Consider the following 25753-nt stretch of genomic DNA (forward strand, 5'->3'; position numbering starts at 1 on the left):
CTCGAACGCCTTCGATCTGGGTACGCTCCCCGCCGTCAGGGCAGCCTTCCCCCGGCCTCCGCCGAGGGATCCAGCGAGGAGCGCGATTCTCGTGGCGGAAAACGCAGGACCTCACGCACGGCAGAAGTTCGTCTACGACTTCACCGAGGGCAACAAGGACCTCAAGGACCTTCTCGGCGGCAAGGGAGCCAACCTCGCCGAGATGACCAACCTCGGGCTCCCGGTCCCTCCCGGGTTCACCATCACCACCGAGGCGTGCAAGGTCTACCTCGACTCCGGCGAGGAGCCGCCGGCGCTCCGCGACGAGGTGAGTGCGCACCTCGACGCCCTGGAGCGGAAGATGGGCAAGAGGCTCGGCCAGGCGGACGACCCCCTCCTCGTGTCCGTCCGGTCCGGCGCCAAGTTCTCCATGCCCGGGATGATGGACACCGTCCTCAACATCGGCCTGTCCGACGCCTCGGTGGCCGGACTCGCCGCCCAGGCCGGGGATGAACGTTTCGCCTGGGACTCCTACCGACGCCTCATCCAGATGTTCGGCAAGACCGTCCTCGGCGTCGACGGCGACCTCTTCGAGGAGGCCCTGGAGGAGGCCAAGCGCGCCCGGGGCGCCGCCACGGACGTCGACCTGGACGCCGACGACCTCAAGGCGCTCGTCGAGACCTTCAAGGGCATCGTCTCCCGCGAGACCGGCCGCGACTTCCCCCAGGACCCGCGCGAGCAGATGGACCTGGCCATCCGCGCGGTCTTCGACTCCTGGAACGGCGACCGCGCCAGGCTCTACCGCCGCCAGGAGCGCATCCCCCACGACCTGGGCACCGCCGTCAACGTCTGCTCGATGGTCTTCGGCAACCTCGGCCCCGACTCCGGCACCGGTGTCGCCTTCACCCGCGACCCCGCCAGCGGCCAGCAGGGCGTCTACGGCGACTACCTGGCCAACGCCCAGGGCGAGGACGTCGTCGCCGGCATCCGCAACACCGTGCCGCTCGCCGAGCTGGAGACGATCGACAAGGCGTCGTACGACCAGCTCATGGAGATCATGGAGACCCTGGAGAACCACTACAGGGACCTGTGCGACATCGAGTTCACCATCGAGCGCGGCAAGCTGTGGATGCTCCAGACCCGCGTCGGCAAGCGCACCGCCGCCGCGGCCTTCCGCATCGCCACCCAGCTCGTCGACCAGGGCCTGATCGACGAGGCCGAGGCGCTGCGCCGCGTCAACGGCGCCCAGCTCGCCCAGCTGATGTTCCCGCGCTTCGACGAGAACCGGATCGGCGACAGCGGCGTCCGGCGGATCGGCTGGGGCATCGCCGCCTCGCCCGGCGCGGCCGTCGGCAAGGCCGTCTTCGACTCCTACACCGCCATCAAGTGGTCGCGCTCGGGCGAGAAGGTCATCCTCGTCCGCCGCGAGACCAACCCCGACGACCTCGACGGCATGATCGCCGCCGAGGGCATCCTCACCTCCCGCGGCGGCAAGACCTCGCACGCCGCGGTCGTCGCCCGCGGCATGGGCAAGACCTGCGTCTGCGGCGCCGAGGAACTGGAGGTGGACACCAAGAAGCGCTGCCTGAGCGCGCCGGGCGGAGTGGTCATCGAGGAGGGCGACGTCATCTCCATCGACGGCTCCACCGGCAAGGTCTACCTCGGCGAGGTGCCCGTCGTGCCCTCCCCGGTCGTGGAGTACTTCGAGGGCCGCATGCACGCCGGCGCCGACGACGCCGACGAACTGGTCAAGGCCGTCCACCGGATCATGGCCTACGCCGACCGGGTCCGCCGGCTGCGGGTGCGCGCCAACGCCGACAACGCCGAGGACGCCGCGCGCGCCCGCCGCTTCGGCGCCCAGGGCATCGGCCTGTGCCGCACCGAGCACATGTTCCTCGGCGAGCGGCGCGAACTGGTCGAGCGGCTGATCCTGGCCGACACCGACACCGAGCGCGAACAGGCGCTGGCCGCGCTGATGCCGCTCCAGAAGGGCGACTTCGTCGAACTCTTCGAGGCGATGGACGGCCTGCCGGTGACCGTCCGCCTGCTGGACCCGCCGCTGCACGAGTTCCTGCCCGACATCACCGAGCTGTCGGTGCGCGTGGCGCTCGCCGAGGCCCGCAAGGAGCCGCACGAGAACGAGCTGCGCCTGCTCCAGGCCGTCCACCGCCTCCACGAGCAGAACCCGATGCTGGGGCTGCGCGGCGTGCGCCTGGGCCTGGTCGTCCCCGGGCTGTTCACCATGCAGGTGCGGGCCATCGCCGAGGCGGCGGCCGACCGCATCGACGCCAAGGGCGACCCGCGCGCCGAGATCATGATCCCGCTGGTGGGCACCGTCCAGGAACTGGAGATCGTCCGCGAGGAGGCCGAGAGGGTCATCGCCGAGGTCGAGCGGGCCCGCGGCGTGGACCTGGAGCTCATCCTCGGCACGATGATCGAGCTGCCGCGTGCCGCCCTCACCGCCGGGCAGATCGCCGAGTGCGCCGACTTCTTCTCCTTCGGCACCAACGACCTCACCCAGACCGTGTGGGGCTTCAGCCGGGACGACGTGGAGGCCAGCTTCTTCACCGCCTACCTGGAGAAGGGCATCTTCGGGGTCTCCCCCTTCGAGACCATCGACAAGGACGGCGTCGGCTCGCTGGTGCGAAGCGCCGTGGCGGCCGGCCGGGCCACCCGCCCGGACCTCAAGCTCGGCGTCTGCGGCGAGCACGGCGGCGACCCGGAGTCGGTCCACTTCTTCCACTCCGCCGGCCTGGACTACGTCTCCTGCTCCCCGTTCCGCATTCCGGTCGCCCGCCTGGAGGCCGGCCGCGCGGCGGCGATGGAGACGGGGGAGGGCAGCGACAGCCGCTGAACCGGACCATCCGAAGCCGGACCGCCCCCGCCGACCGACCCTCACCGGCGGGGCCGGCTCCGGCACCCGGGGAGGGGCGGCGCCTGTGCGGAGGCGCTGCCCCTCCCGCCCGTCCGGAGCCCTTCCCGTACGCGGACCGCCTTCGCGCGGTGCCGACGACACCGCACCCCCTCGACTGTGCCGGCCCCGTGCGTCGACGGCGGGACCGGGCGAGGCGACGGATCCGGCGGGAGGGCGGGGCGTCAGGAGAGGACGACGGCGACGGTTCCGGCTACGGCGACAATCCCCGGCGCGATGTGTCCATCGATGCTCAAGGAACACGCATCGTCCCCTGGAACCCACGGCCGGTGTTCCGGCTGCCTGCTGCTCCGGGACATCCCATCGCGCAGGGAGGAGCCGGAACGCTCCTCACCAGGATCGGGGGAAACACGAAGAACCCGCCCGGTGGCGACGACATCAAGAAGGCGATGCCCCAGTGCACTGGCACGGTCACGACCACCACGGAGGAGGAGGCGGCCGGGTCGCGGGCGTTCCTGCGGAGGCTCCCGGTCCTGAAGGAGCCTCCCGCTCCGGGCTCTCCGACCGGCCGGCGCCGGACACGGACGCCGGGCCGGAGCGGCGCAAAGTGGAGATAAGGCGTCAACTCTTGAACGAATTACGGCCGTTGAAGATCACTTCTGTCGAACATCTTGACGGACGTTTAGCTGAAATTTACGTTGCCGGAATCTGAGAGCGCTCTCATCCCCCTCAACCCCCCTCCGAGGAGCCGTTCATGAGATTCCGCAGACGTCCCGCCGCGCTGCTGGCGGCGGTGGTGGCCACAGCGGCCGCCGCCACCGGCCTCGGCGTCGTGGGCGCGGGCAGCGCCGCGGCCGCCACCATCCCCGTCGGCCAGGGCAGCTACAGCGACACCCGTCCCCCCGGGGCCGCAGGGCCCGAGGACAACACGGGCGCTCCCGTCAAGCCGAAGGTCACCGCGAACGCCGCGGGCAAGCCGGTGCCCACCAACGACTGGTGGTCGTCCCTGGCGTTCAAGCGGTACCCCGGCAACCCGTACTCCGAGAACCTGTACGGCCACCCCCTCACCTACCGGGCCGTCTCCGGCGGCCTGGAGGTCGGCTACCCCACCTCGCACGCGATCGTCGGCGAGGGCCGCCAGTACGAGTTCCCGCACAAGCGGGACCTGACCATCGGCCTGGCGGGCCTGAACTCGCCCGACACCAAGGCCGACTCCTGGAGCGACTGGACCGTCACCCCCTACTGGTCCGACGGCACCCGCACCCTGCGCACCACCATCGGCCACGGCATGCCCTACGTCTACGCGCAGGGCACCGGCGGGGCGGCGCAGATATCCACCGCGGGCACCCCGAGCGTCTTCGCCGACCACGGCAACGTCCTGGGCGTCACCATCGGCGGCCGGCACTACGCGCTGTTCGCCCCCACCGGCAGCGACTGGACCGTCTCGGGCACCGACATCCGCGCCAACCTCGGCTCGAAGGACTACTTCTCGCTGGCCGTGCTGCCGAGCACCGACGCGCTCGCCACCTTCCGCAAGTACGCCTTCAGCTTCGTCACCGGCTCCCGGGTGACCTGGGACTACGACCAGGCCGCGGGCCGGGTGAAGGCCACCTACACGCTGACCACGACGGCCAAGGAGGGCAGCCAGACCGGCACCCTCCAGGCGCTCTACCGCCACCAGTGGCTGCACACCTCCGACGCGCTGACCGGCTGGACCTACGCCTCGCCGCGCGGCACGATGAAGCTCCGCGAGGGGGCCTCCTTCACCACCTCGCAGAAGGTCGCCGGCGTCCTGCCCGGCCTGCCCCGCACCTCCGCCGTGGACAAGGCCCGGCTCACCGGGTACCTGAACGAGGTCGTGAACGCCGCCGACCCGTTCCAGGGGGCCACGGACACCTACTGGACGGGCAAGCAGCTCGGCAAGCTCGCCCAGCTCGTGCCCATCGCCGACCAGATCGGCGAGACCGGCGTCCGCGACAGGCTGCTCGGGCTGATCAAGGGCCGGCTCCAGGAGTGGTTCACCGTCGGCGGCGCATCGGAGTTCTCCTACGACCGCGACTGGAAGACCCTCATCGGCTACCCCGCCTCCTACGGCAGCGACAAGGAACTCAACGACCACCACTTCCACTACTCGTACTACGTGATGGCCGCGGCGATCGTGGCCCAGTACGACCGGGCCTGGGCGGCGGACTCCGCCTGGGGCGGCATGGTCAAGACCCTCGTCAGGGACGCCGCCAACCCCAGCCGCACCGACACGATGTTCCCCTTCCTGCGCGGCTTCGACGTCTACGCCGGGCACAGCTGGGCCGCGGGCCACGCGGGTTTCGCCGCGGGCAACAACCAGGAGTCGTCCTCGGAGTCGATCAACCTCAGCGCGGGGCTGGTCCTGTGGGGTTCGGCCACCGGTGACACCTCCCTGCGGGACCTCGGCGTCTACCTGCTGACCACCGAGGCCGAGGCCATCGCCCAGTACTGGTTCGACGCCGACCAGGCCGTCTACCCCGGCGACTTCGGGCACGACGTGGTCGGCATGGTCTGGGGCAGCGGCGGCGCCTACTCCACCTGGTGGACCGCCAACCCCGAGGAGATCCACGGCATCAACGTCCTCCCCGTGACCGGCGGTTCGCTCCACCTGGCGCGCAACAAGGACGCCATCCGGCGCAGCATCGCCGAGATGGAGCGGAACAACGGCGGCCCGGCCGTCGAGTGGCGCGACATCCACTGGGAGTTCCAGGCCCTGGCCGACCCGGCGAAGGCCAAGGCCGTCTGGGACGCCCAGGGCGGGAACTACGCTCCGGAGGCGGGCGAGACCAGGGCCCACACCTACCACTGGATCGCCACCCTGGACGCGCTCGGCGCCCCCGACCCCTCGGTCACCGCCGACAGTCCCACCGCCGCGGTCTTCACCAAGAACGGCACCCGTACCTACGCCGCCCACAACCACTCCGGCTCGGCCGTGACCGTGACCTTCTCCGACGGCGGGAAGTTGACCGTCCCGGCGCGCTCCACGGCCACCGGCACCGGCACGGCGGACCCGGGCGACCCGGGCGACCCGCCCGCCACCGGCGACACCTTCCACCTGCGCTCCGGCGGGACGCTGAGCACCACCGCGGCCGCCACCCCGACCAGCGACACCATCGCCTCGGCGGGCGGCGCCAACCACGACGGCACCCCCCACCGGCCGCTCGTCTACGAGGTCCGGAACGTCAACGGCGCCCACCAGTCCGGCGGCACCACCGGCTTCCGCCTGAAGGTGGACGCGGGGACGGCCGTCGGGCTCGGCCAGCAGGCGCGGGTCTCCTACGACTTGACCGGCGACGGCACCTTCGACCGGGTGGAGACCTACCGCTACTTCGCCACCGACCCGGTCGTCGGCTGGGAGGAGTACGACGCCTCCCGCGCCGGACTGAAGTCGGCCTCGGGAAGCCTCGGCGACCTGCGGGGCGGAACGGTCCGGGTGGAGGTGTGGAGCGCGATCGGCAACGCCCCCTCGCAGCTCCAGGTGGGCTCCGGCTCGGTGCTCACCATCCCCTTCGGATGAGCCGGCCGGCCGGCCGGTACGGCCGGCGCGGCCCCGCCTGACCGGGCCGCCGTGCGCGCACCCCGTCGCCCCGGGTGCGCGCACGGCGGCCCTTCCACGCTCCGGCGGGCACCGACTCCCGCGCCCGCAAAGGGAATTGAATCCTCCGAGGAGTGCGCCGACAGCCTCCGAAGCCGTGGCGTACTGTTCGGGGAGGCCCTGGTCCGGTGCGCACCCGGGGTCGCCGAACGACCCCACCGATCGACTGGAGTCCTCACGTGCGAATCCGCCGCACTCGTACGACGGCCGTACTCGCCGTCCCCCTGGCGTTGCTCCTGGTGTCCTGCTCCGGCGGGAAGGACGGGGCCGGAAGCGACGAGGCCGCAGGCGGAAGGGCCTCCGGCTCCGCGGCGAGCGCGGCGCCGGAGGCCGGCACGCCCACCGGTCCGCGGGCGCCGGGGCCGGAGAAGGTCCGCGACGCCTTCGCCGGGCTCCAGGCGACCCTGGACGACTCGTGCGGCACCCCTGGCAACTGCGAGTACCTCCTGGGCCGCATCGCCGACGAACTCGACCGCCTGGACCGGGCGATGAAGGCCGACCCCAAGGGCCCCGGACACTTCCCGGAGCCGATCGCCTGGATCGCGGACCTGCGCGAGCAGATGGGCGAGGACCGGTCCTACGAGAACCTCAAGGAGCACCAGGACCGGCTCTTCGGCACCCGCGACAGGATCAACACCTGGATGCAGGACCACCCCGACGACTACCGCTGACACCTCCCGGCACGGGCCCCGGGGCGGGTTCCGGGACCCGTGCGGGAGGGGCCGCCGGAAGGGGGGCGGCCGGGAGCGGAGCGGTCAGGAGCGGAACGGGCCGGTCACCTCGTAGGTGATGCCGCCCGAGCTGCTGCCGCTGGTGCCGCGCTGGCTGGAGAAGTACAGCCGGCTGCCGTCCGGGGAGAAGGCCGGGCCGGTGATCTCCGAGGACGACTGGCCGGTGACCTGGAGGAAGGGCGCGACCACGCCCTCCGGAGTGATCACGCAGATGTCCATGGTGCCGCCGTCCTCGGCGACGAACAGGTCGCCGGAGGCCGAGCCGGTGACGTTGTCCACGCCGGTCAGCGGGGCGCTGCCGGAGACCAGGGAGTCGTCGTAGGCGAGCTCGATGGTGTCGTGCGCGGCGTCGAGCCGCCAGACCCGGCCGTCGCCCTTGGTGGTGAACCAGCAGCTGCCGTCGGCGTAGTGGCAGCCCTCGCCGCCGTTGAAGTGCTTGGCGGCCGAGACCTGGTGGCGGGTGGCGGTGGAGGAGGCGGACGGGTCGGGGACGCGCGCCCAGCCGATGGAGCCGGAGGTGCCCGAGCCGCCCGTCAGCACCTCCAGGGTGCCCGAGGACAGCACGCCCCAGGTGTGGGGGCGGAAGCGGTAGAGGCAGCCGTCGGAGACGTCCTCGGTCAGGTAGATCACCTTGCGGACCGGGTCGGCGGCCGCGGCCTCGTGCTTGAAGCGGCCCATGGCGTCGCGGCGGACGGCGGCGTTCAGGCCCCACGGGTCGGTCTCGTAGACGTAGCCGCGGTCCACCTCCTCGCAGGAGAGCCAGGTGTTCCACGGGGTCTTGCCGCCCGCGCAGTTCTGACGGGTGTTCGACAGCACGCGGTAGGCGTCGGTGATCCTCCCCGAGGAGTCGAAGCGGACCGCGCCCGCGCCGCCGCCGGGGGTGATCTCGGAGTTGGAGACGTAGATCCAGCCGCTGCCGTCGGCGTAGCAGGCGCCGCCGTCGGGAGCGCTGTGCCAGGTGTAGGAGGTGCCGGGGACCCTCTGCCCGGAGCGGGCGATCACCCGGCTGGTGAAGCCCCGGGGCAGTCTGACCCCGTTGGCGTCGGCCGGCAGCAGGCTCCCGTAGGGGCTGGGGCCGGGCTGGGCGGGCGAGGCGTGCGCGGCGCCCCGCCACAGGGAGCCGCCGAAGGCGGCGACCGAGCCGGTGAGTACGGCTCCGCGAAGGAAGGTACGACGTTCCATGGCCATGATCGCTCCCCGGGTCGTCTGGCTCCGCGGCCGGGCGGCCGCGGAGTCGAACGAGGGGGAAGGCTAGGGACGCTCCTTTGACGGGGCATGAACAAACGGCCGCCCCCAGCGGCCCGTTGCCCCAACACCGCCCACCGCCGGTCACTCCCCCGCGTCGAGGAAGCCGGCGACGGCGCGGGCGAACTCCTCCGGGGCGTCGTCGTGGATCCAGTGCCCGGCCGACGGGAAGGTGACCAGCCGGGTGCGGGGGCGGCGCCCGGTCATCTCCCGCGCCAGCCATGCGGGCAGCAGGGTGCTCCCGCCGCCGCGCAGCACCAGGGCGGGGCAGGTGGAGCCCAGCCAGTCGGCCCACCAGTCGCCGGTGCCGCCCTCCTGGACGGCCATCATGTCGTCCCAGTCGAACAGCAGCCGCCAGTGGCCGCCGTCCCGGACCGCGCTGTGCAGGAAGTAGGCGCTGTCGGGGACGCCGGCCTCCTCGATGCGGCGGGCGAGTTCCTCCCGGGTGCGGCCGGTGGCCGGCCAACCCCGCACGTCCAGGACCGGCCGGGCGATCTCGGGCTCGCGCATCACCGGCCCCACGTCCTCGATGACGAGCGCGCGCACCAGCTCCGGGTGGCGGGCGGCCAGCTGGTAGGCGGTGATGCCGCCCAGGGAGTGCCCGAGGACGACGGCGGGGGCCAGGCCCAGCTCGCGCAGCAGGTGGGCGGCGTCCTCGACGAAACCGTCGCGTCCGTAGTCGGCCGCCCGGTCGCTGAGCCCGTGACCGCGCTGGTCGGGCGCCACGATCCGGGCCCGGCCGGCGAGGTCGCGGGCCGCCCGGGCGAAGACCGAACCGCGGCCGAAGGTGCCGTGGAGGGCGAGGACGGGGACGCCGTCACCGCCGAAGTCCAGGCAGGACAGGGTGCGGCCGCCGACGCGCACCCGGATCGTCTCGCACATGGCACCCACTGTGGCACGCTCCCGCCGGCCGTCCCGTGCCCGTGCGGATCCTCCCCGCCCCGGCGCCCGCCCGCCTCCCGCGGCGACGGCGCGATCGGTCACCTTCGCCCGGCGCGGCGCGGGCCGGACGGGCACCGGGGCGGGGGACGGCGCGGCGCCCGCCGCGGGACGCGGGCGGGCGCCGCACGGCCGGTGCCGGATCAGGGCTGCAGGACGCGCACCTCGACTCCGCAGGTCATCCGGCGGTCGTGCCCGACGGTGCGCTCCGCCCCGGTCAGGGTCAGCGGCACGGTGTGGCGGACGTCGGCGCTGGAGGCCGCCAGGCGCAGTTCCAGGGCGCCGGGCTCGACGATCCGCCGGCCGGGCCGCTCGGTGTAGGAGGCCAGGTCGGCGTGGAAGTCGAAGACGACCTCCGCCGCCTGCCCCGGCTCCAGCGCCACCCGGGCGTAGCCCACCAGCCGGCTGACCGGCTGGACGGTGCGGGCCACGGGGTCGTGCAGGTAGAGCTGGACGACCTCGGTGCCCGCCCGCTCCCCGGTGTTGCGCACGGTCAGGCGCACCCCGGTGCCGCCGTCGGTGGGGAGGGCGTCGGTGTCGGCGCCGGCCCCCTCCCACGCGAAGGTGGTGTAGGACAGGCCGTGCCCGAAGGGGTACAGCGGCGTCGGGTCGATGTTGCTGGCCGCGCCCTTGAGGCCCAGCGGCGGCGCCAGGTACGTCCAGGGCTGGCCGCCGTTGCCGCGCGGCACGCTGACCGGGAGCCGGCCGGAGGGGTTGACCCGCCCGGTGAGCACCCCGGCGACGGCCGGACCGCCCTCCTCGCCGGGGAAGAACGCCTGCACCACGGCGGCGAGCCGGCCGTCCCAGCGGCCCAGCGCGTAGGGGCGCCCGGTGAGCAGCACCAGCACCACGGGCCTGTCGGTGCGCTCCAGCAGCTCGTCCAGGAACGCGTCCTGGCCGTCGGGGAGGGTGAGGTCCTCGGCGTCGCAGCCCTCGCCGGAGGTGCCGCGGCCGAAGAGTCCGGAGCGGTCGCCGAGGACGGCGACGACGACGTCGGCGTCCTCGGGGGAGGCGGTCAGGTCCGCCCCGGGCAGCTCGGCGCCGAGCGAGTCCAGGAGCGTGGGGATCTCCACGCCCAGGGGCAGCTCGGGGTGCTCCACGCCCACGTGCCGGGGGAAGGTGTAGCAGCCGAGCATGGCGGAGCACTCGTCGGCGTAGGGGCCGACCACGGCGATGCGGGCCGCGGGGTCCAGGGGCAGCACGCCGCGGCGGTTGTCCAGCAGGACGACCGACTCCTCGGCCACGCGCCGGGCCAGCTCCCGCATGGCGGGCGGGTCCAGGTCGACCTCCCCCTCGGGGGCGGCGGGCGCCCAGTCCGGGTCCAGCAGGCCCAGCTCGCACTTCTGCCGCAGGACCCGCAGCACGGCCCGGTCCACCAGCTCCTCGGGGACCTCGCCGGAGCGCACGGCCTTCAGCAGGGGCTCGCCGTAGCAGCGCACGCTGGGCAGCTCCACGTCGACGCCCGCCTCCAGGGCCAGGGCGCCGGCGCGGGCCGGGGAGTCGGCGACGCGGTGGTTGCGCTCCAGGAAGGAGATGCCGAAGTAGTCGGCGACGACGGTGCCGGTGAAGCCCCACTCCTCGCGCAGCAGACCGGTCAGCAGGTCGGGGCTGGCCGCGGCCGGCACGCCGTCGAGGTCGTTGTAGGCGTGCATGACCGAGCGGGCGCCGCCCTCGCGCAGCGCCATCTCGAACGGCGGCAGGATCACGTCGGCCAGCTCGCGCGGGCCGATGGAGACGGGCGCGTGGTTGCGGCCGCCGCGGGAGGCGGAGTAGCCGGCGAAGTGCTTGAGCGTGGCCACGATCCCGGCCGACTCCAGGCCCGCCACGTAGGCGGTGGCCACGGTCGCCACCAGGTAGGGGTCCTCGCCGATGGACTCCTCGGTGCGGCCCCAGCGCGGGTCGCGCACCACGTCCAGGACGGGGGAGAGGCCCTGGTGGATGCCGACCGAGCGCATCGAGGCGCCGATGGCCGCGGACATCCTCCGCACCAGCGCGGGGTCGAAGGTGGCGCCCCAGGCCAGCGGGGTGGGGAAGACGGTGGCCTGCCAGGCGGTGAACCCGGTCAGGCACTCCTCGTGGGCCAGGGCCGGGATGCCGAACCGGTTCGCGGCGGCGACCCGGGACTGGAAGCCGGCCAGGGCCCGGGCCCCCTCGGCCGGGTCCACGGGGGCCGTGCCGAAGGGGCGGGTGAGCTGGCCCAGGCCGTGGGGCAGCAGGCCGTCCAGGTCGACGGCCTCGGAGACCTCGTGCTGGAACGGAGCGACGTCCTCGCCCTCGGCCTCGGACCCGGGCCAGATGCTGGAGAGCTGCGCCAGCTTCTCCTCCAGCGTCATCCGGGACAGCAGATCGGCAGCGCGCTCCTCCGCGGAGCGGGAGGTGTCCTGCCAGGGGTGGTGATGCATGAGGCTCCTTGTTCGGCGTCAGCGTGGTCCGGCGCGTTCCCGCGCGCCCTCGGCGCGGTTCAGCGCCCGCCGGCACCCATGAGGCCGTTGATGAGCTGACGGCGCGCGAAGAGGTAGACGACGAAGATCGGCACGATCGACAGCACGACCGCGGCGAGCAGCGCGGGGATGTCCACCCGGAACTGGCCCACGTAGTCGTAGAGGCCGAGGGTGAGGACCTTGGTCTCCCGCGACTGGGTCAGGATCAGCGGGAAGAGGAAGTTGTTCCAGGCCTGGAGCGCCGCGTAGACGCCGACCGTGGCGATCCCGCCCCGGGAGAGCGGCACCACGAGCTGGAGGAGGATGCGGGTCTGGCTCGCCCCCTCCAGGGCCATCGACTCGTACATCTCCTCCTCGATGTCCCGCATGGTGCCGGCCAGGATCAGCACGCACACGGGCAGGCAGAACGCCGAGATCGGCAGGATGATCGCCAGCAGGCTGTCGTACAGCTGCATCTCGGTGATCAGCAGGTAGACGGGGAGGATCACCGCCTGGGCGGGGATGGCCAGACCCAGCAGGAAGAACTGGAAGATCCGCCGGGAGGTGTCGCTGAGGGTGCGCACGACGGTGTAGCCGACGCCCACCGAGAGCACGATGACGATCACCGCGGTGGCGGCCGTGACGATCAGGGTGTTGAACAGGTAGGTGAAGAAGTCGCCTTCCAGCACCTTGCGGTAGTTGTCCAGCGTCAGGTCGCCGGGCAGGGAGAGCGCGCCCTTGTCGTAGTAGGCCTCGTTGCTCCGCAGGGTGGCGAGGACCAGCACGTACAGCGGCAGGCCGACGACGACCAGCCAGAGGAGGGAGGCGACGCCCGCGGGGAGGTTCCACCTGCGGACGGCGCGGAGCCTGCCGCGCAGGCCCCGGTCGTTGCGGGGCTGCGGGGGCTGCGGGCTCGGCGGGGCGGTCCGGGAGGGCCGGTGGTCCGGCCTGGTGGCGGTCGTCACATCCCCTCCCGGGTGCTGCGCATGGCGGTGAAGCCGGAGATCCGGACCATCAGCAGGGAGATGGCGGTGGCGACGATCACGAGGGTGGTGGCGATGGCGCTCGCGTAGCCCATGTCGTACGCCTGGAAGCCGGTCTCGTACATCAGGTAGGGCACGATCGTGGTGTCCGTTCCCGGTCCGCCCTCGGTCAGGATGAGGACGGTGTCGAAGAAGGTCAGCGCGCCGACGACCATCAGCACCGAGGAGGTGATGACGGTGTTGCGCAGCTGCGGCAGGGTGATGGTGAAGAACTGCCGGACGGTCCCGGCCCCGTCGAGCGAGGCCGCCTCGTAGAAGGACTTGGGGATCTGCCGGGCGCCGCCCTGGTAGAGCAGGGTGTGGAACGGGATGAACTGCCAGGAGGCCACGAAGGCGATCGCCGCCATGGCGCTCTGCCCGCTGCCGAGCACGTTGCCGTCCTCCAGGCCGATCCACGGGCCGATCTCGGCGATCAGGCCGAAGTGGGGGTCCAGCAGCGACTTCCACAGCAGGGCCAGCGCCACGGAGGAGGCCAGCAGCGGCAGGAAGAAGATCGCGCTGAGGACGGCCCGGTTCTTCTGGCGGCCCGCGGACCACACTCCCAGCAGCAGGGCGATGGGGGTCTGGATGATCCAGCTGGCGGCGGTCAGGACGATGCTCAGCTTCACGGCCTGCCGCATCGTGGGGTCGTTCCACAGCCGTTCCCAGTTCCCGGTGCCGCTCACCGAGGGGAAGCTGCCCAGCCCGTCCCAGGTGGTGAAGGAGAGGTAGACGACCAGCAGCATGGGGCCGACGGCGAACAGGGTGAAGAACAACACGCCGGGGACCGCCCAGGCGATGCCCGGGCGGCCCACACGCGACGACGTGGTCGCAACTTGCTTCACTTGAGAGCCTTCATTGCGTCGACGAACTCTTCGGGGCTGAGCTGCTTGTTGAACAGCTTCTGGATGTTGGTCAGCATCGGCGAGGCCTGCTGGGCGGGGAGCGCCTGGTCCCAGGAGAGGGTGTAGGCCGGGGCGTCGAGGGCCAGGTCGTAGGTGGAGAGGGCGAAGTCCGGGGCCGGGTGGCTGGCGAGCTGCTTCTCGGCGTCGGTGGTGGCGGGCACCTCGCCGTTCTTCACCATGTCCTTGACGTAGGCGTCCTCGGCGGTGGTCTTGAGGAACTCGATGGCCGCGTCGAGCCGCTCGCCCTTCAGCTGGGAGTTGACCGACCAGTAGTTGGCGGGGTTGCCCACCACGTTCCGGGGGTCGCCCTTGCCGTCGGGCATCGCCGGGAAGGTGGTCCAGCCCAGGTCGGACTTGGCGAAGTCCGGGTTGTTGGACTGCTGGGTGGAGTACTCCCAGCTGCCCATCAGGAACATGGCGGCCTTGTCCTTGGCCAGGAGGGTGGAGGCGGCACCGGAGTCGTAGTCGACCGACTGGTACTTGTCGCCGAACGCGCCCCGGTCCACCAGGTCCTGGATGGTCTGGGCGGTCTTCAGGACGGCGGGGTCGCCCCAGGCGGAGGAGTCGCCGCCGCGGATGCGGTCGAAGACCTCGGCGCCGCCGATGCGGTCCAGCAGGTATTCCACCCACATCAGCTCGGTCCAGGGGGTGGTGCCGGCGAGCGCGAAGGGGGTGACGCCCTCCTTCTTGAAGGCGTCGACGAGCTTCAGCACGTCGTCCCAGGTCTTCGGGGGCTGGAGGTCGCCGGCCTCCTTGAAGACCTTCTTGTTGTAGAAGAGCATCACCGGCTGCATGCCGCGCATCGGGACGCCGTAGTTCTTGCCGTCGATCGCGCCCTCGGCGAGGATCGCCGGGATGAAGGAGTCCTTGAACGCGGGGTCCTTCTTCAGCTCGGGCGTCAGGTCGACCAGCATGTCCTTCTCGACGAAGTTGGCGATGCTGCCGCCGCCCCAGTTGAAGAAGACGTCGGGGGCGTTGGGGGTGCCCATGGAGCTGCGCATCTTGTCCTGGTAGTTCTGCCCGGGCACCTCGACGAGCTCGACCTTGATGTCCGACGTCTTGTTGAAGCGCTCGACGGCCGCCTTCTGCACCGTGACCGAGGCGTCCTGGTAGACCCAGACCTCCAGGGCGGCGTCCGCCGACGTCTCACCGGGACCGCCGCTGCCGCAGGCGGTGAGCACCAGCGAGGCGGCCAGCGCGGTCGCCGTCAGCGTGGCGGCGCGGCGCCGCCCGAATCCCTTGCGGCCACCTCTGGCCGAGCCCTGCACTGCTGTTCGCATCGCATACCTTCCGGAAGGACTCCGAAAATTATCGGTAGTGGTGGTGGGAAAGTACGTATGCGTTTCGGCCGTGTCAACAGGTCTGACAAAAAAGGGATCCCGTGGGCCGACAGCGTGATGCGCCCGTTATATGGAGTTGTTCAGTCCGCCTCCGGGCGGGGTCCGTGCGGGACCCGGCCGGGGGTGCGGTCTCCCTGCCCGGGCGGCTCCGGACCGTCCGCGGGAGCGCCCGCCGGGCCGCCCCGGCTCAGCCGGCCAGGGGGGCGGTGCTGGCGCGCACCACCAGCTCGGTGGCGAGCTCCACGCGCGGGGAGTCGATCTCCTCGCCGCGCGCCTGGCGCAGCACCGTGCGCGCCGCGACCTTGCCCATCTCCACCAGCGGCTGGCGGACCGTGGTCAGCGGCGGTGCCGACCAGCGCACCTCCGGAAGGTCGTCGAAGCCGACGATGCTCACGTCCTCCGGGACCCGCATCCCGCGCCGCCGCAGCGCCTCGATCGCGCCCAGCGCCATCTGGTCGCTGGCGGCGAACAGGGCGGTCGGCGGCTCGTCCAGGTCCATCAGCCGGTTGCAGCCGGTGAAGCCGGACTCGTGGTAGAAGTCCCCGGGCACCATCAGCCGCTCGTCCACGGGCACCCCCGCGGCCTCCAGGGCGGCCCGGTAGCCGTCCAGGCGGGCCCGGCTGCACAGCAGCCTGGGCGGTCCGGCGATGAACCCGATCCGGCGGTGCCCCAGCTCCAGCAGGTGCTCGGTGGCGGACATCCCGCCGGCCCAGTTGGTGGCGCCGACCGTCGGGGCGTCCAGGGCGGGCGAGCCGGAGGGGTCCACCACGACCAGCGGGACGCCGAGGCGGTGCAGCTCCTCGTGGAGGACCGGCTCCAGGACGGACGTCACCAGGATCACCCCGCCCGAGGCGCGGGCGCGCAGGTTGCGCATCCACTGCCGGGCCGAGCCCGCGCGGTCGTGGATCGCCGAGACCACCGTGCCGAAGCCGACCTCGTGCGTGGTCTCCTCCACGCCGCGGATGATCTCCACGGCCCAGGGGCTGTCGAGGTCGTTGAAGACCAGGTCGATCAGGGCGGGGCGGTCGCCGGAGGACGCGGTGCGGCGGCGGTAGCCGTACTGCCGCAGCAGCTCCTCGACCCTGGCCCGGGTCGCCGGGGCGACGTCGGAGCGGCCGTTGACCACCCGCGAGACGGTGGGCACCGAGACCCCCGCCTCCTGGGCGATCGCCGTGATGGTCACCTTCTGCTCCACTCTGGACGCCCCCCGCTGTTCGGCGACCCTGCCGCCTGTCGCCGTGACCGCGGCGTCCGCCATGCCGTCTCCCATGCCCTCTCCTCCACACACGCACACCGTTGACGGGCGTTCCCATCGGCTCTACCGTTCCCGGCGCACCCTCGAAACCTTCCAACAGTCTTCCGGAAAGTGTTCCGGGGAGTCGAGAGAGGGACACCCCAGCATGAGGTCACACCGTGAAAGAACCGTACGTCGTTTAGCCAGGGCGGCCGTAGCCGCCTCCGCCGCGATCGCGACGCTGACCTTCGGCACGGCCGCCGTGGGACAGGCGGCCGAGCCCTCGCTGCGCGAGGTCGCCGAGCCCACCGGCCGCTTCATCGGCACGGCGGTCAACGACGGCCTGCTGAGCAACGGCACCTACAGCGGCATCGTCGGCACCGAGTTCGACAGCGTCACCGCCGAGAACGCGATGAAGTGGGAGGCGGTCGAGCCCCAGCGCGGCCAGTTCAACTGGGCCGGGGGCGACCGCCTGGTCCAGTTCGCCCAGCAGAACGACCAGCTCGTCTACGGGCACACCCTGGTCTGGCACAGCCAGATGCCGGGCTGGCTGCAGAACGGCTCGTTCTCCGCCGCCGAGCTGCGCACCATCATGACCGACCACGTCACCACCCAGGTCGCCCGCTACAAGGGCAGGGTCCAGCGCTGGGACGTGGTCAACGAGGCGTTCAACGAGGACGGCTCGTTCCGGCAGAGCAAGTTCTACCAGCAGCTCGGCTCGTCCTACATCGCGGACGCCTTCCGGGCCGCCCGCGCCGCGGACCCGAACGCCAAGCTCTTCATCAACGACTACAACACCGAGCTCGACAACGCCAAGAGCGACGGCCTGTACCGGCTGGTCGGCGACCTGCTGGCGCAGGGCGTGCCCATCGACGGGGTCGGCTTCCAGAACCACCTCATCGTCGGCCAGGTGAACGGCCCGGCCATCCGGCAGAACCTCCAGCGCTTCGCCGACCTGGGCCTGGAGGTCGCGGTCACCGAGCTGGACATCCGGATGCAGATGCCGGCCGACAGCTCCAAGCTCCAGCAGCAGGCGCGCGACTACCGCGCGGTGGCCGACGCCTGCCTGGCGGTCTCCCGCTGCTCCGGCATCACCGTCTGGGGCGTCAGCGACCGCGACTCCTGGGTGCCCGACGTCTTCGAGGGCCAGGGCGCGGCCTGCCCCTGGGACGAGAACTACCGGCCCAAGCCGGCGTACGACGCGCTGCGCGACGCCTTCGTCGCGGCGGGCGGCGGCGATCCGGGCGACCCGGGCGACCCCGACCCGCCCACCGGTGACTGCTCGGCCGTCTTCACCGTCTCCAACCGCTGGGCCACCGGGTCGGTCGTCTCCGTGACCATCCGCACCGGGCAGGCCCTGAACGGCTGGAACGTCCGGTTCGGCCTGCCGGCCGGAGTGAGCCTGGCCAACGGCTGGAACGGCAGCTTCTCGCAGAGCGGCGGCACCGTCACCGTCACCAACGCCGCCTACAACGGCACGGTCCCGGCCGGCGGAACGATCTCCTTCGGCTTCCAGACCAGCGGGGGCGCAGCCCAGGACGGCACCCGCGTCAGCCTCGGCGGCCGGGAGTGCGCCGCCGGGTGACAGACCCCCGTCCGGGGCGCCGGCTGTCAGGGCAGGGCGGGCGGCGCACCGGGCGGGTCCGGACCCGGTCGCGGCCCGCCCCACACGGGCCGCGGCCGGGGTCCGCCCCGCGCGGCCCCCGGCCGTGCGCCGTGCCCGGCGCGCCGGGCCGCGCCCCGTCAGCGGGTGCGGACCTCGTAGGCCGGGACGCGGACCCGCTCGTCGTCCAGGCACTCCCCGGTGGCCAGGTCGAAGCGCTGCTTGAGCAGCGGCGACGCCACGAACGCCCGGCCGCCCGCCGTTCCCGTCAGCCCGCGCGCGAGGACGTAGGCGCCGGTGAACGGGTCGCGGTTGCCGACGGCGTACGTCCGGCCCGCCCGGTCCCGGAAGAGGGCGATCTGCCGGCCGTCGGGGAGCAGCGCCGCCACCCCCCGTCCCGGGGTCAGGTCGGACAGGCCGCACACCGCGGCCCAGCCGCCGTCGGTGCGCACCTCCACCCGCACGTCGGCGGTACCGGCGGTGCCGGCGGCCACGGCGGCGGCCGGGGTCTCCTCGGAGGCGGTGACGGTCATCGTGCGGTGGTCCCTTCGAGTGTGCGGACGGGGATGTCGGGGCCGGACAGGAGGGTCAGGTCGGGCTTGACCTGCTCGCGCTCAGCGACGAAGCGCACCGACGGATCGGGGGCGTCCGGGGCGTTGACGAAGGACACGAAGCGCCGCAGCCGCTCGGGGTCGTCCAGCGTCTCGGCCCACTCGTCGCGGTAGTTCGCCACGTGCTCGGCCATCATGGCCTCCAACTCCCCGCACAGGCCCAGCGAGTCGTGGACGACGACGTCCCGCACGTGGTCCAGTCCCCCCTCGATCCGGTCCAGCCAGGCCGCGGTGCGCTCCAGCCGGTCGGCGGTGCGGATGTAGAACATCAGGAAGCGGTCGATCAGCCGGATCAGCTCCGCGTCGGACAGGTCCTGGGCCAGCAGGTCGGCGTGGCGCGGGGTCGCGCCGCCGTTGCCGCCCACGTACAGGTTCCAGCCGCCGGCGGTGGCGATCACGCCGAAGTCCTTGGCCTGGGCCTCCGCGCACTCGCGCTGGCAGCCGGAGACCCCCGACTTCAGCTTGTGCGGCGCGCGCAGGCCCCGGTAGCGCAGCTCCAGGTCGATGGCCATGCGCACCGAGTCCTGCACCCCGTAGCGGCACCAGGTTTGCCCCACGCACGACTTCACCGTGCGCAGCGCCTTGCCGTAGGCGTGGCCCGACTCGAAGCCGGCCGCCACCAGCCGCGCCCAGATCGCCGGGAGCTGGTCCACGCGGGCGCCGAACAGGTCGATCCGCTGCCCGCCGGTGATCTTGGTGTAGAGGCCGAAGTCCCGGGCCACCTCGCCGATCACGATCAGTTTCTCGGGCGTGATCTCGCCGCCGGGGATGCGCGGCACGACCGAGTACGAGCCGTTGCGCTGCATGTTGGCCAGGAAGTGGTCGTTGGTGTCCTGCAGGGCGGCCTGCTCCCCGTCCAGGACGTAGCCGCTGGCGCCCAGCGTCGGGGCGAGCGAGGCGATGACCGAGGCGACGGTCGGCTTGCAGACCTCGCACCCCTCCCCGCCCCGCGCCTCCTCGCGTCCGTGGCCGTCCAGCAGCTCGGCGAACGAGGTCAGCCGCAGGGTGCGGACGATCTCGTACAACTCGCTGCGGGTGTAGGCGAAGCAGCCGCACAGGCCCTTGTCGACGGTGACGCCGCTCGCCTCCAGTTCGTCGTCGACCAGCGCGGTGAGCACCCTCACGCAGCTCCCGCAGCCGGTGCCGGCCTTGGTGCACTTCTTCACCTCCGGCACCGTGGTGCACCGGTGGTCGGTGACGGCCGCGCGGATGGCGCCCTTGGCGACGTTGTGGCAGCTGCACACCACCGCCTCGTCGGGCAGCGCGGACGGGCCCAGCGCCGCCGGGGCCCCCGCACCGGCGGGCAGCACCAGCCGCTCGGGCGCCACCGGGGGGACGCTGCCGGTCAGCGGGCGGAGCGTGCCGTACGCCTCGGCGTCGCCGACCAGCACACCGCCCAGCAGGGTGCCGTCGGGGGCGACCACCAGCTTCCGGTACACCCCGGCGCGCGAGTCGGAGTAGACGACGTCCAGGCAGCCCTCGGCCGTCCCGTGCGCGTCGCCGAAGGAGGCGACGTCCACGCCCAGCAGCTTGAGCCGGGTGGAGGTGTCGGCCCCGGTGAAGGACCGTCCCGTCCCCCCGGCGACGGCCTCGGCCGCCACCTGCGCCATCTCGTAGCCGGGCGCCACCAGGCCGTACACCGTGCCGTCCGCGGCCCGCGCGCACTCGCCGATGGCGTACACGGCCGGATCGGAGGTGCGGCAGCGCTCGTCGACGACGATCCCGCCGCGCTCGCCGACCTCCAGGCCGCAGTCGCGGGCGAGTCCGTCGCGGGGGCGCACGCCCGCCGAGAAGACCACCAGGTCGGTCCGGATCACCGAACCGTCCGACAGCCTCATCGCGGTGACGGCCCCGTCCTCGCCGGCGACGATCTCCTGCCCGCCCACCCCGGTGTGGACGACCAGGCCCATCCCCTCGACGGTGCGGCGCAGCGCGGCGCCGCCGCCCTCGTCGACCTGGAGGGACATCAGGCGCGGGTTGAACTCCACGACGTGGGTCTCCAGCCCCAGCCCCTTCAGCGCGCCGGCCGCCTCCAGGCCCAGCAGCCCGCCGCCGACGACCGTGCCGACCCCGCTGCTCCCGGCGTACTCCTCGATGGCGAGCAGGTCCTCCACGGTCCGGTAGACGAAGCAGCCGGTGCTGTCCCGGCCCGGCACGGGCGGCACGAACGGGTGGGAGCCGGTGGCCAGCACCAGCGTGTCGTAACCGATCTCCCGGCCGGCGCGCGAGGTCACGGTGCGCGCCTCGCGGTCGACGGCGACCGCCGGGTCGCCCACGTGGAGCTCGATGCCGTGCCGCTCCAGGAAGCCGTCCTCGACCAGGGACAGCTCCTCGGGCGAGGTGCCGGAGAAGTACGAGGTCAGGTGGACCCGGTCGTAGGCGGGCCGGGGTTCCTCGCACAGCACGACCACCCGGGCCCGCCCGGTCACCTCCCGGCTCGCGAGCTCCTCCAGGAACCGCTGTCCGACCATCCCGTGTCCGACGAGCACGATCGTGGGGCGTGGCGTCCGGGGCATCTCTACAGGCCTCCATCGTTGGCGATCAGGTGGAGCAGCGGGGCGGAGGGGAGCGGCTCGTCGCCCTCCCAGGTGCGGGCCAGGGTGCCGACGCCGTCGAGGTCGCCGAGGAGGATCCCGCCGACGAGCCGGTCGCCGCGGACGACGACCTTGCGGTAGACGCTGCGCGTGGCGTCGGCGAGGTGGACGACGTCGTCGCCCGGGCCGGGGACGGTCTCGCCGAACGCGGCGAGGTCCAGGGCGCGCCCCCGCCCCGGGGGGAGGGGGGAGAGGGTGAGCCGGGTCAGCGCCCGGGTGCCGGTGTACGGGGCGGGGGCGCCCCGGGCGGTGCCCCCCGCGGTCCGCGGTGGGCGGTCCACCGGTCCGCCGGGCTCCGCCAGCAGCACGCGGGCCAGCGCGTCGGCCTGGTCCTGGGCGGCGCCCGCCAGCCCGTAGACCACCCCGCCGTGCTCGGCGCAGTCGCCGACGGCGTGGACGGCCGGGTCGGAGGTGCGCAGCGCGTCGTCGACGACGATCCCGCGCCGCACCTCCAGGCCGGCCGCCCGCGCGAGCCCGGTGCGCGGCCGCACCCCGCAGGCGAGCACCACCAGCTCGGCCTCCAGCAGGTAGCCGTCGGCCAGCTCGACGCCGGCGGCCCTGCCGTCCCCGCCGTCCCCGCCGGCGCGCCGGGTCCGCAGGCCGCGGACCCGGCACTCGGTGTGGACCTCCACCCCCAGCGCCGCGAGGTGGTCGCGGAGCAGCTCCGAGGCGCGGGGGTCGAGCTGGCGCTCCATGAGGTGCTCGCCCTGGTGGGCCAGGACGGTGCGGACGCCGCGTCCGGCCAACGCGCGGGCGGCGGAGACCCCGAGCAGCCCGCCGCCGACGACGACGGCCCGCGCTCCGGGGCGTGCCTCCTGCGCCAGGGCCCGGCAGTCGGACAGGGTGCGGAAGGGGTGCACGCCCCGGGGCAGTCCGCGGCCGCCGCGGGCGGGGCCGGGCGGGCCGCCGGCTTCGGGGAACAGCCCGCGCAGCGGCGGCAGCACCGGGTTGGACCCGGTGGCCAGCACCAGCGTGTCGTACGGCACCGAGGAGCCGTCGTCGCACCGCACCAGGCGCTCGGCCCGGTCCAGGCGGACCGCCCGCACCCCGCGCAGCCAGCGGACGGCGGACGGCACCGGGAGGGCGACGACCTCCGGCCCGTACCGTCCGGCCAGCACCTCGGCCAGCAGCACGCGGTTGTACGGCGCGTGCGGCTCCTCGCCGACGACCGTCAGCTCCACGGCGGAGCCGGCGGCGGACAGCTGCCCGGCGAGCCGGGCCGCGGCCATCCCGCCGCCGATCACCACCACACGCTTCGTCGAGGTCATGCAGGCAGCGTGCGCGGCCGCTGTTTCCCGGCCGCATCCCCGCTGTTTCCCGCGGGCAACGCTGCCCTCAGCGCGTTCGGACCTACGGTGTGAGCCCCGGCTCCGGGCGGACGGGCAGGACGTGGACGCTGTTGCTCACGAAGCTCCTCGGCCGGGGCAGGCCGGCGTCCGGCCCGGCCGGCTCGATGTCGGGGAAGCGCTCGAAGAGCCGCTCCAGGGCGATGGCGGCCTCCATGCGGGCCAGCGGGGCGCCCAGGCAGTAGTGCGGTCCGTGGCCGAAGGACAGGTGCCGCCCGGCCGGGCGGGTGACGTCGAACCGGTCGGCGTCCGGGCCGTGCGCCCGCGGGTCGCGTCCGGCCGAGGAGTAGGAGGCCAGCACGGGCGTCCCCGCGGGGATCACCGTGCCCTCCACCTCCAGGTCGCGGACGGGGTAGCGGAACGGGAAGTGGCTGACCGGGCTGTCGTAGCGCAGGGTCTCCTCCACCACGTCCGCCCAGCCGGCGCGCCCGGAGCGGACCAGGGCGAGCTGGTCGGGGTGGGCGAACAGGGCGCGCACCGCGTTGGTGATCAGGTTGAGGGTCGTCTCGTGCCCGGCGACGATCATCAGCAGCAGGGTGCCGACCAGTTCCTGTTCGCTGAGCCGGTCGCCGTCCTCCTCGCGGGCCGCGATCAGCGCGCTGGTCAGGTCGTCGCCGGGGCGTTCGCGGCGCTCGGCCGCCACCTGCGCCAGGAGGGCGACCATCTCCCGGTTGGCGGCCACCGTCTCCTCGGGGGAGATCTCGGTGCTGACGATCCGGTTCGACAGCCGGTGGAGCCGCAGCCGGTGCTCGGGCCCCACCCCCAGCAGCTCGCAGATCACGCTCATGGGCAGCGGGAACGCCACGTGCCGGCGCAGGTCGGCGACGCCGCCGCCCTCGCGGGCCGCCTCGGCCAGGTCGTCCAGCAGCCCGGAGACCAGCTCCTCGACCCGGGGGCGCAGCGCCTCCACCCGGCGGGGGGTGAGGGCCCGGGTGACCAGGGAGCGCAGCCGGCGGTGGTCCGCCCCGTCGGCGGTGGTCATGCCCGGGACGGTCGCGAAGGTGCGCAGCGGCCAGCTCTCGGGGATCTCGCCGCGCTGGAGGGCGGCGAAGTGGCAGGCGTTCTTGGCCACCGAGGGGTTGTTGAGGAAACCTTTCAGCGCGTCATGGCGGGTCACCACGTACCCGTCGACCCCGCCGGGGAGCACCACCGGCACCGCGGCGCCCCGCTCGCGCAGCCGCTCGTTCACCGGGTGGGGATCGGCCCCGCCGGGGTCCAGCACGTGCGGCGCGGGGTCTTCGGGGGCGGCTGCGGCGGTCATCTGCGGTCTCCCTGGCCGGCTGGGGTGTGCGGGGTGGCGGTGTGCGGACCGGCGGCGGTGTGCCGGGCGGCGTGCGGTGCGGTGAACCGGACGGGCAGTGCCGCCAGGCCCTTGGTCCAGGGCGAGGACGCCCACACCAGCCGGTCCTCGGGCACGGCGAGCTCCATGTCCGGCAGGTGGTGCCGGACGGTGTCCACGGCGGTGCGGGTGATCAGCCGGGCCGGGTCCTGGGCGGGGCAGGTGTGCGGGCCCGCGCTGAACGCCATGTGCGCGCGGTTGCCGGTGACGGGGCGTCCGCCGTCGGGCAGGACCTCGGGGTCGGTGTTGGCGGCGGCCAGGCCCAGGACGAGCATGTCGCCGGCGCGGACGTCCTGGCCGCCCAAGCGCAGGTCGCGGACGGCGTAGCGGGCGGGGAAGTTCTGGGTGGGCGGGAAGCGCCACAGCACCAGGTCCAGGGCGTCGTCCACGGTCAGGTGCCCGCCGGTCAGCGACGAGCGCAGGGCGGGGTCGGTGAGCAGGATGCGCAGCGTGGTGGCGATCCAGTTCTTCGTCGTTTGGTTGCCCGCGACGATCATCACCACGATGTTGTGCAGCACCTCCTCGTCGCTCAGCCCGGCCGGGTGGGCCAGCAGCCGCGAGGTGACGTCGTCGCCCGGCCGCCGCCGCTTCTCCTGGATGAGCGCCAGCAGGATCTGCCCCATGCGGCGGCTGGCGTCGGCCGAGTCGGCGCTGGCGGCGGCCGTGCCCGCGATGGCCTCGGCCAGCTGCACGCCGGTGCGCTCGTCCACGCCCAGCAGCTGGGCGATGACCTGGATCGGCAGCTTGTGCGCGTAGTGCGGCACGAGGTCGGCCTCGCGCCGGGCGGCGAAGGAGTCGATCAGCCGCTCCGCGGTGGCGCGCACCATGCGGCGCAGCTCGTGCCCGTTGACCTCGGCCAGCGCGTCGGCGACGGCCGCCCGCATCCGCCGGTGCTGCCGGCCGTCGGCGAACATCAGCGCCGGGCGCCAGCCCACGAAGGCCATGATCGGGGAGTCGGCCGGGACCCGGCCCTCGCGCAGCAGGTTCCAGCGGCGCGGGTCGTGGCTGAAGTCCTGCTCCTCGCGCGCCACCCGCAGCAGCTCCCGGTAGCCCAGCACCAGCCAGGCGTGGACGCCGGGGGCCAGGGCGACGGGCGCGACGGGGCCGTGCTCGGCGCGCAGCCGCTCGTACAGCGCCGGCAGCGCGTCCCCGTCCAGGCCCGGCCCGTACAGCGGGGCGGGACGCGGGCCCTGGCGGGCCGGGCAGCCCGGCGGCGGGACGGCGGGCGAGTGTCCGGGCAGGGACGACTCGCGGAAGGAGGTCCCGGCCTCGGCCGGCTCGTGGAAGGGGGAGGTCATGAAGGGGTCTCCCCGGTGGTTTCGATGAGGTGGGTGACCAGGGCGATCAGGGCCCGCAGGGACGAGTCGTGGTCCCGGGCGTCGCAGACGGTCAGGGGGGTGTGCGGCAGCAGGTCCAGCGCCGCCCGCAGCTCCGCCTCGCCGTACCGGGGGCTGTCCGGGAAGGAGTTGACCGCCACGCTGAAGGGCACGTCCAGGTCCTCCAGGTGCCCCAGGGAGTCGAAGGACGCCTCCAGGTCGCGGGTGTCCACCAGGGCGAGCGCGCCCAGGCAGCCGTTGGCCAGCTCCCGCCAGGTGGGCAGGAACCGCGGCTGCCCGGGGGTGCCGAACAGGTAGAGCACCAGCTCCCCGTCGAGCGTGATGCGCCCGAAGTCCAGGGCGACCGTGGTGGTCCGCTTCGACCGCTCCCCGCCCGTGTCGACCCGGGCACCGGCCTGGGTCATCACGGCTTCCGTGGACAGCGGCCGGATCTCCGACACCGAGCCGATCAGGGTGGTCTTGCCCACCCCCAGCGGCCCGACGACCAGGATCTTGGCCGCACCCGCGACGGTCGGACGCACGTACACGCCGCGGTCGTCCCCGGCCCCGGGGGCGGGGGAGGCCCCCGCGGGAGCGGGGGAAGCGGCGGGGACGCCCGGTGAGGCACCGCCGTCGGA

The 25753-nt window shown here is 73.4% G+C and carries 17 protein-coding genes; 4 read left to right on the plus strand and 13 right to left on the minus strand.

The window, feature by feature from the left end:
* Positions 1-91 precede the first annotated feature (91 nt).
* The 3 genes from ppdK (at position 92) to ACFSJS_RS00715 (ending at position 7141) form a co-directional block, all read left to right on the plus strand.
* The gene (gene ppdK, locus ACFSJS_RS00705; protein WP_380895494.1) at positions 92-2833 is read left to right on the plus strand and encodes a pyruvate, phosphate dikinase; all 2742 of its coding nucleotides are present in this window, start codon (positions 92-94) and stop codon (positions 2831-2833) included.
* A gap of 772 nt (positions 2834-3605) precedes the next feature.
* Positions 3606-6392 carry a glycosyl hydrolase gene (locus ACFSJS_RS00710; protein ID WP_380895497.1) on the plus strand — a complete coding sequence of 929 codons (2787 nt, stop codon included), beginning with the start codon at positions 3606-3608 and terminating at the stop codon, positions 6390-6392.
* A 257-nt stretch (positions 6393-6649) separates the two neighbouring features.
* Positions 6650-7141 (plus strand): hypothetical protein, encoded by a 492-nt coding sequence (locus ACFSJS_RS00715; RefSeq protein ID WP_380895500.1) that lies wholly within the window; start codon positions 6650-6652, stop codon positions 7139-7141.
* Between the two features lie 84 nt (positions 7142-7225).
* Here ACFSJS_RS00715 and ACFSJS_RS00720 read toward each other — a convergent pair whose 3' ends face one another.
* The 7 genes from ACFSJS_RS00720 to ACFSJS_RS00750 all read right to left on the minus strand — a co-directional run bounded on the left by ACFSJS_RS00720 (position 7226) and on the right by ACFSJS_RS00750 (position 16342).
* Entirely contained in the window at positions 7226-8383 is a 1158-nt protein-coding gene (locus ACFSJS_RS00720; protein ID WP_380895503.1) for an alkaline phosphatase PhoX, read from the minus strand.
* 147 nt (positions 8384-8530) lie between these two features.
* The gene (locus ACFSJS_RS00725) at positions 8531-9328 is read right to left on the minus strand and encodes an alpha/beta fold hydrolase (RefSeq protein ID WP_380895506.1); all 798 of its coding nucleotides are present in this window, start codon (positions 9326-9328) and stop codon (positions 8531-8533) included.
* A gap of 200 nt (positions 9329-9528) precedes the next feature.
* Positions 9529-11787 (minus strand): beta-xylosidase/alpha-l-arabinosidase, encoded by a 2259-nt coding sequence (locus ACFSJS_RS00730; RefSeq protein ID WP_380895508.1) that lies wholly within the window; start codon positions 11785-11787, stop codon positions 9529-9531.
* Between the two features lie 59 nt (positions 11788-11846).
* Positions 11847-12770, minus strand: coding sequence for a carbohydrate ABC transporter permease (locus ACFSJS_RS00735; RefSeq protein ID WP_380895509.1), 924 nt, complete (start codon positions 12768-12770; stop codon positions 11847-11849).
* A complete protein-coding gene (locus tag ACFSJS_RS00740; protein WP_380895511.1) occupies positions 12767-13672 on the minus strand; it encodes a carbohydrate ABC transporter permease in 906 nt (301 codons plus the stop codon). Before ACFSJS_RS00740 ends, ACFSJS_RS00735 begins: the two co-directional genes overlap by 4 nt.
* Positions 13669-15012, minus strand: a complete 1344-nt coding sequence (locus ACFSJS_RS00745; protein ID WP_380895513.1) for an ABC transporter substrate-binding protein — start codon at positions 15010-15012, stop codon at positions 13669-13671. The genes ACFSJS_RS00740 and ACFSJS_RS00745 overlap by 4 nt, the downstream gene beginning before the upstream one ends.
* A 247-nt stretch (positions 15013-15259) precedes the next feature.
* Positions 15260-16342, minus strand: coding sequence for a LacI family DNA-binding transcriptional regulator (locus ACFSJS_RS00750; protein WP_380895516.1), 1083 nt, complete (start codon positions 16340-16342; stop codon positions 15260-15262).
* 226 nt (positions 16343-16568) lie between these two features.
* On the opposite strand from ACFSJS_RS00750, the gene ACFSJS_RS00755 reads away from it, so the two are divergent.
* Positions 16569-17891, plus strand: a complete 1323-nt coding sequence (locus ACFSJS_RS00755) for an endo-1,4-beta-xylanase (RefSeq protein WP_380895518.1) — start codon at positions 16569-16571, stop codon at positions 17889-17891.
* Between the two features lie 158 nt (positions 17892-18049).
* Here ACFSJS_RS00755 and nirD read toward each other — a convergent pair whose 3' ends face one another.
* From nirD to ACFSJS_RS00785, 6 genes are all read right to left on the minus strand, one after another.
* Positions 18050-18442, minus strand: a complete 393-nt coding sequence (nirD, locus tag ACFSJS_RS00760; protein ID WP_380895520.1) for a nitrite reductase small subunit NirD — start codon at positions 18440-18442, stop codon at positions 18050-18052.
* Positions 18439-21036: a nitrite reductase large subunit NirB gene (nirB, locus tag ACFSJS_RS00765; RefSeq protein WP_380895523.1), complete on the minus strand. Its 2598-nt coding sequence runs from the start codon at positions 21034-21036 to the stop codon at positions 18439-18441. Before nirB ends, nirD begins: the two co-directional genes overlap by 4 nt.
* Positions 21037-21038: 2 nt before the next feature.
* Positions 21039-22382 (minus strand): NAD(P)/FAD-dependent oxidoreductase, encoded by a 1344-nt coding sequence (locus tag ACFSJS_RS00770; RefSeq protein ID WP_380895526.1) that lies wholly within the window; start codon positions 22380-22382, stop codon positions 21039-21041.
* 82 nt (positions 22383-22464) lie between these two features.
* Entirely contained in the window at positions 22465-23721 is a 1257-nt protein-coding gene (locus tag ACFSJS_RS00775) for a cytochrome P450 family protein (protein ID WP_380895527.1), read from the minus strand.
* On the minus strand, positions 23718-25097 hold the full coding sequence (locus tag ACFSJS_RS00780) for a cytochrome P450 (protein WP_380895530.1): 1380 nt from the start codon (positions 25095-25097) through the stop codon (positions 23718-23720). The genes ACFSJS_RS00775 and ACFSJS_RS00780 overlap by 4 nt, the downstream gene beginning before the upstream one ends.
* Positions 25094-25663 carry a GTP-binding protein gene (locus ACFSJS_RS00785; RefSeq protein WP_380895533.1) on the minus strand — a complete coding sequence of 190 codons (570 nt, stop codon included), beginning with the start codon at positions 25661-25663 and terminating at the stop codon, positions 25094-25096. The genes ACFSJS_RS00780 and ACFSJS_RS00785 overlap by 4 nt, the downstream gene beginning before the upstream one ends.
* Positions 25664-25753 lie beyond the last annotated feature (90 nt).

The organism is Streptomyces desertarenae, from assembly GCF_042681365.1.
Lineage (GTDB): Bacteria > Actinomycetota > Actinomycetes > Streptomycetales > Streptomycetaceae > Streptomyces > Streptomyces desertarenae.

Coding starts and splice junctions, on each gene's coding strand:
- ACFSJS_RS00710 (WP_380895497.1), top strand. CDS start 3,606: ATGAGATTCCGCAGACGTCCCGCCGCGCTGCTGGCGGCGGTGGTGGCC.
- ACFSJS_RS00720 (WP_380895503.1), bottom strand. CDS start 8,383: ATGGAACGTCGTACCTTCCTTCGCGGAGCCGTACTCACCGGCTCGGTC.
- ACFSJS_RS00725 (WP_380895506.1), bottom strand. CDS start 9,328: ATGTGCGAGACGATCCGGGTGCGCGTCGGCGGCCGCACCCTGTCCTGC.
- ACFSJS_RS00730 (WP_380895508.1), bottom strand. CDS start 11,787: ATGCATCACCACCCCTGGCAGGACACCTCCCGCTCCGCGGAGGAGCGC.
- ACFSJS_RS00745 (WP_380895513.1), bottom strand. CDS start 15,012: ATGCGAACAGCAGTGCAGGGCTCGGCCAGAGGTGGCCGCAAGGGATTC.
- ACFSJS_RS00750 (WP_380895516.1), bottom strand. CDS start 16,342: ATGGGAGACGGCATGGCGGACGCCGCGGTCACGGCGACAGGCGGCAGG.
- nirD (WP_380895520.1), bottom strand. CDS start 18,442: ATGACCGTCACCGCCTCCGAGGAGACCCCGGCCGCCGCCGTGGCCGCC.
- nirB (WP_380895523.1), bottom strand. CDS start 21,036: ATGCCCCGGACGCCACGCCCCACGATCGTGCTCGTCGGACACGGGATG.
- ACFSJS_RS00770 (WP_380895526.1), bottom strand. CDS start 22,382: ATGACCTCGACGAAGCGTGTGGTGGTGATCGGCGGCGGGATGGCCGCG.
- ACFSJS_RS00775 (WP_380895527.1), bottom strand. CDS start 23,721: ATGACCGCCGCAGCCGCCCCCGAAGACCCCGCGCCGCACGTGCTGGAC.
- ACFSJS_RS00780 (WP_380895530.1), bottom strand. CDS start 25,097: ATGACCTCCCCCTTCCACGAGCCGGCCGAGGCCGGGACCTCCTTCCGC.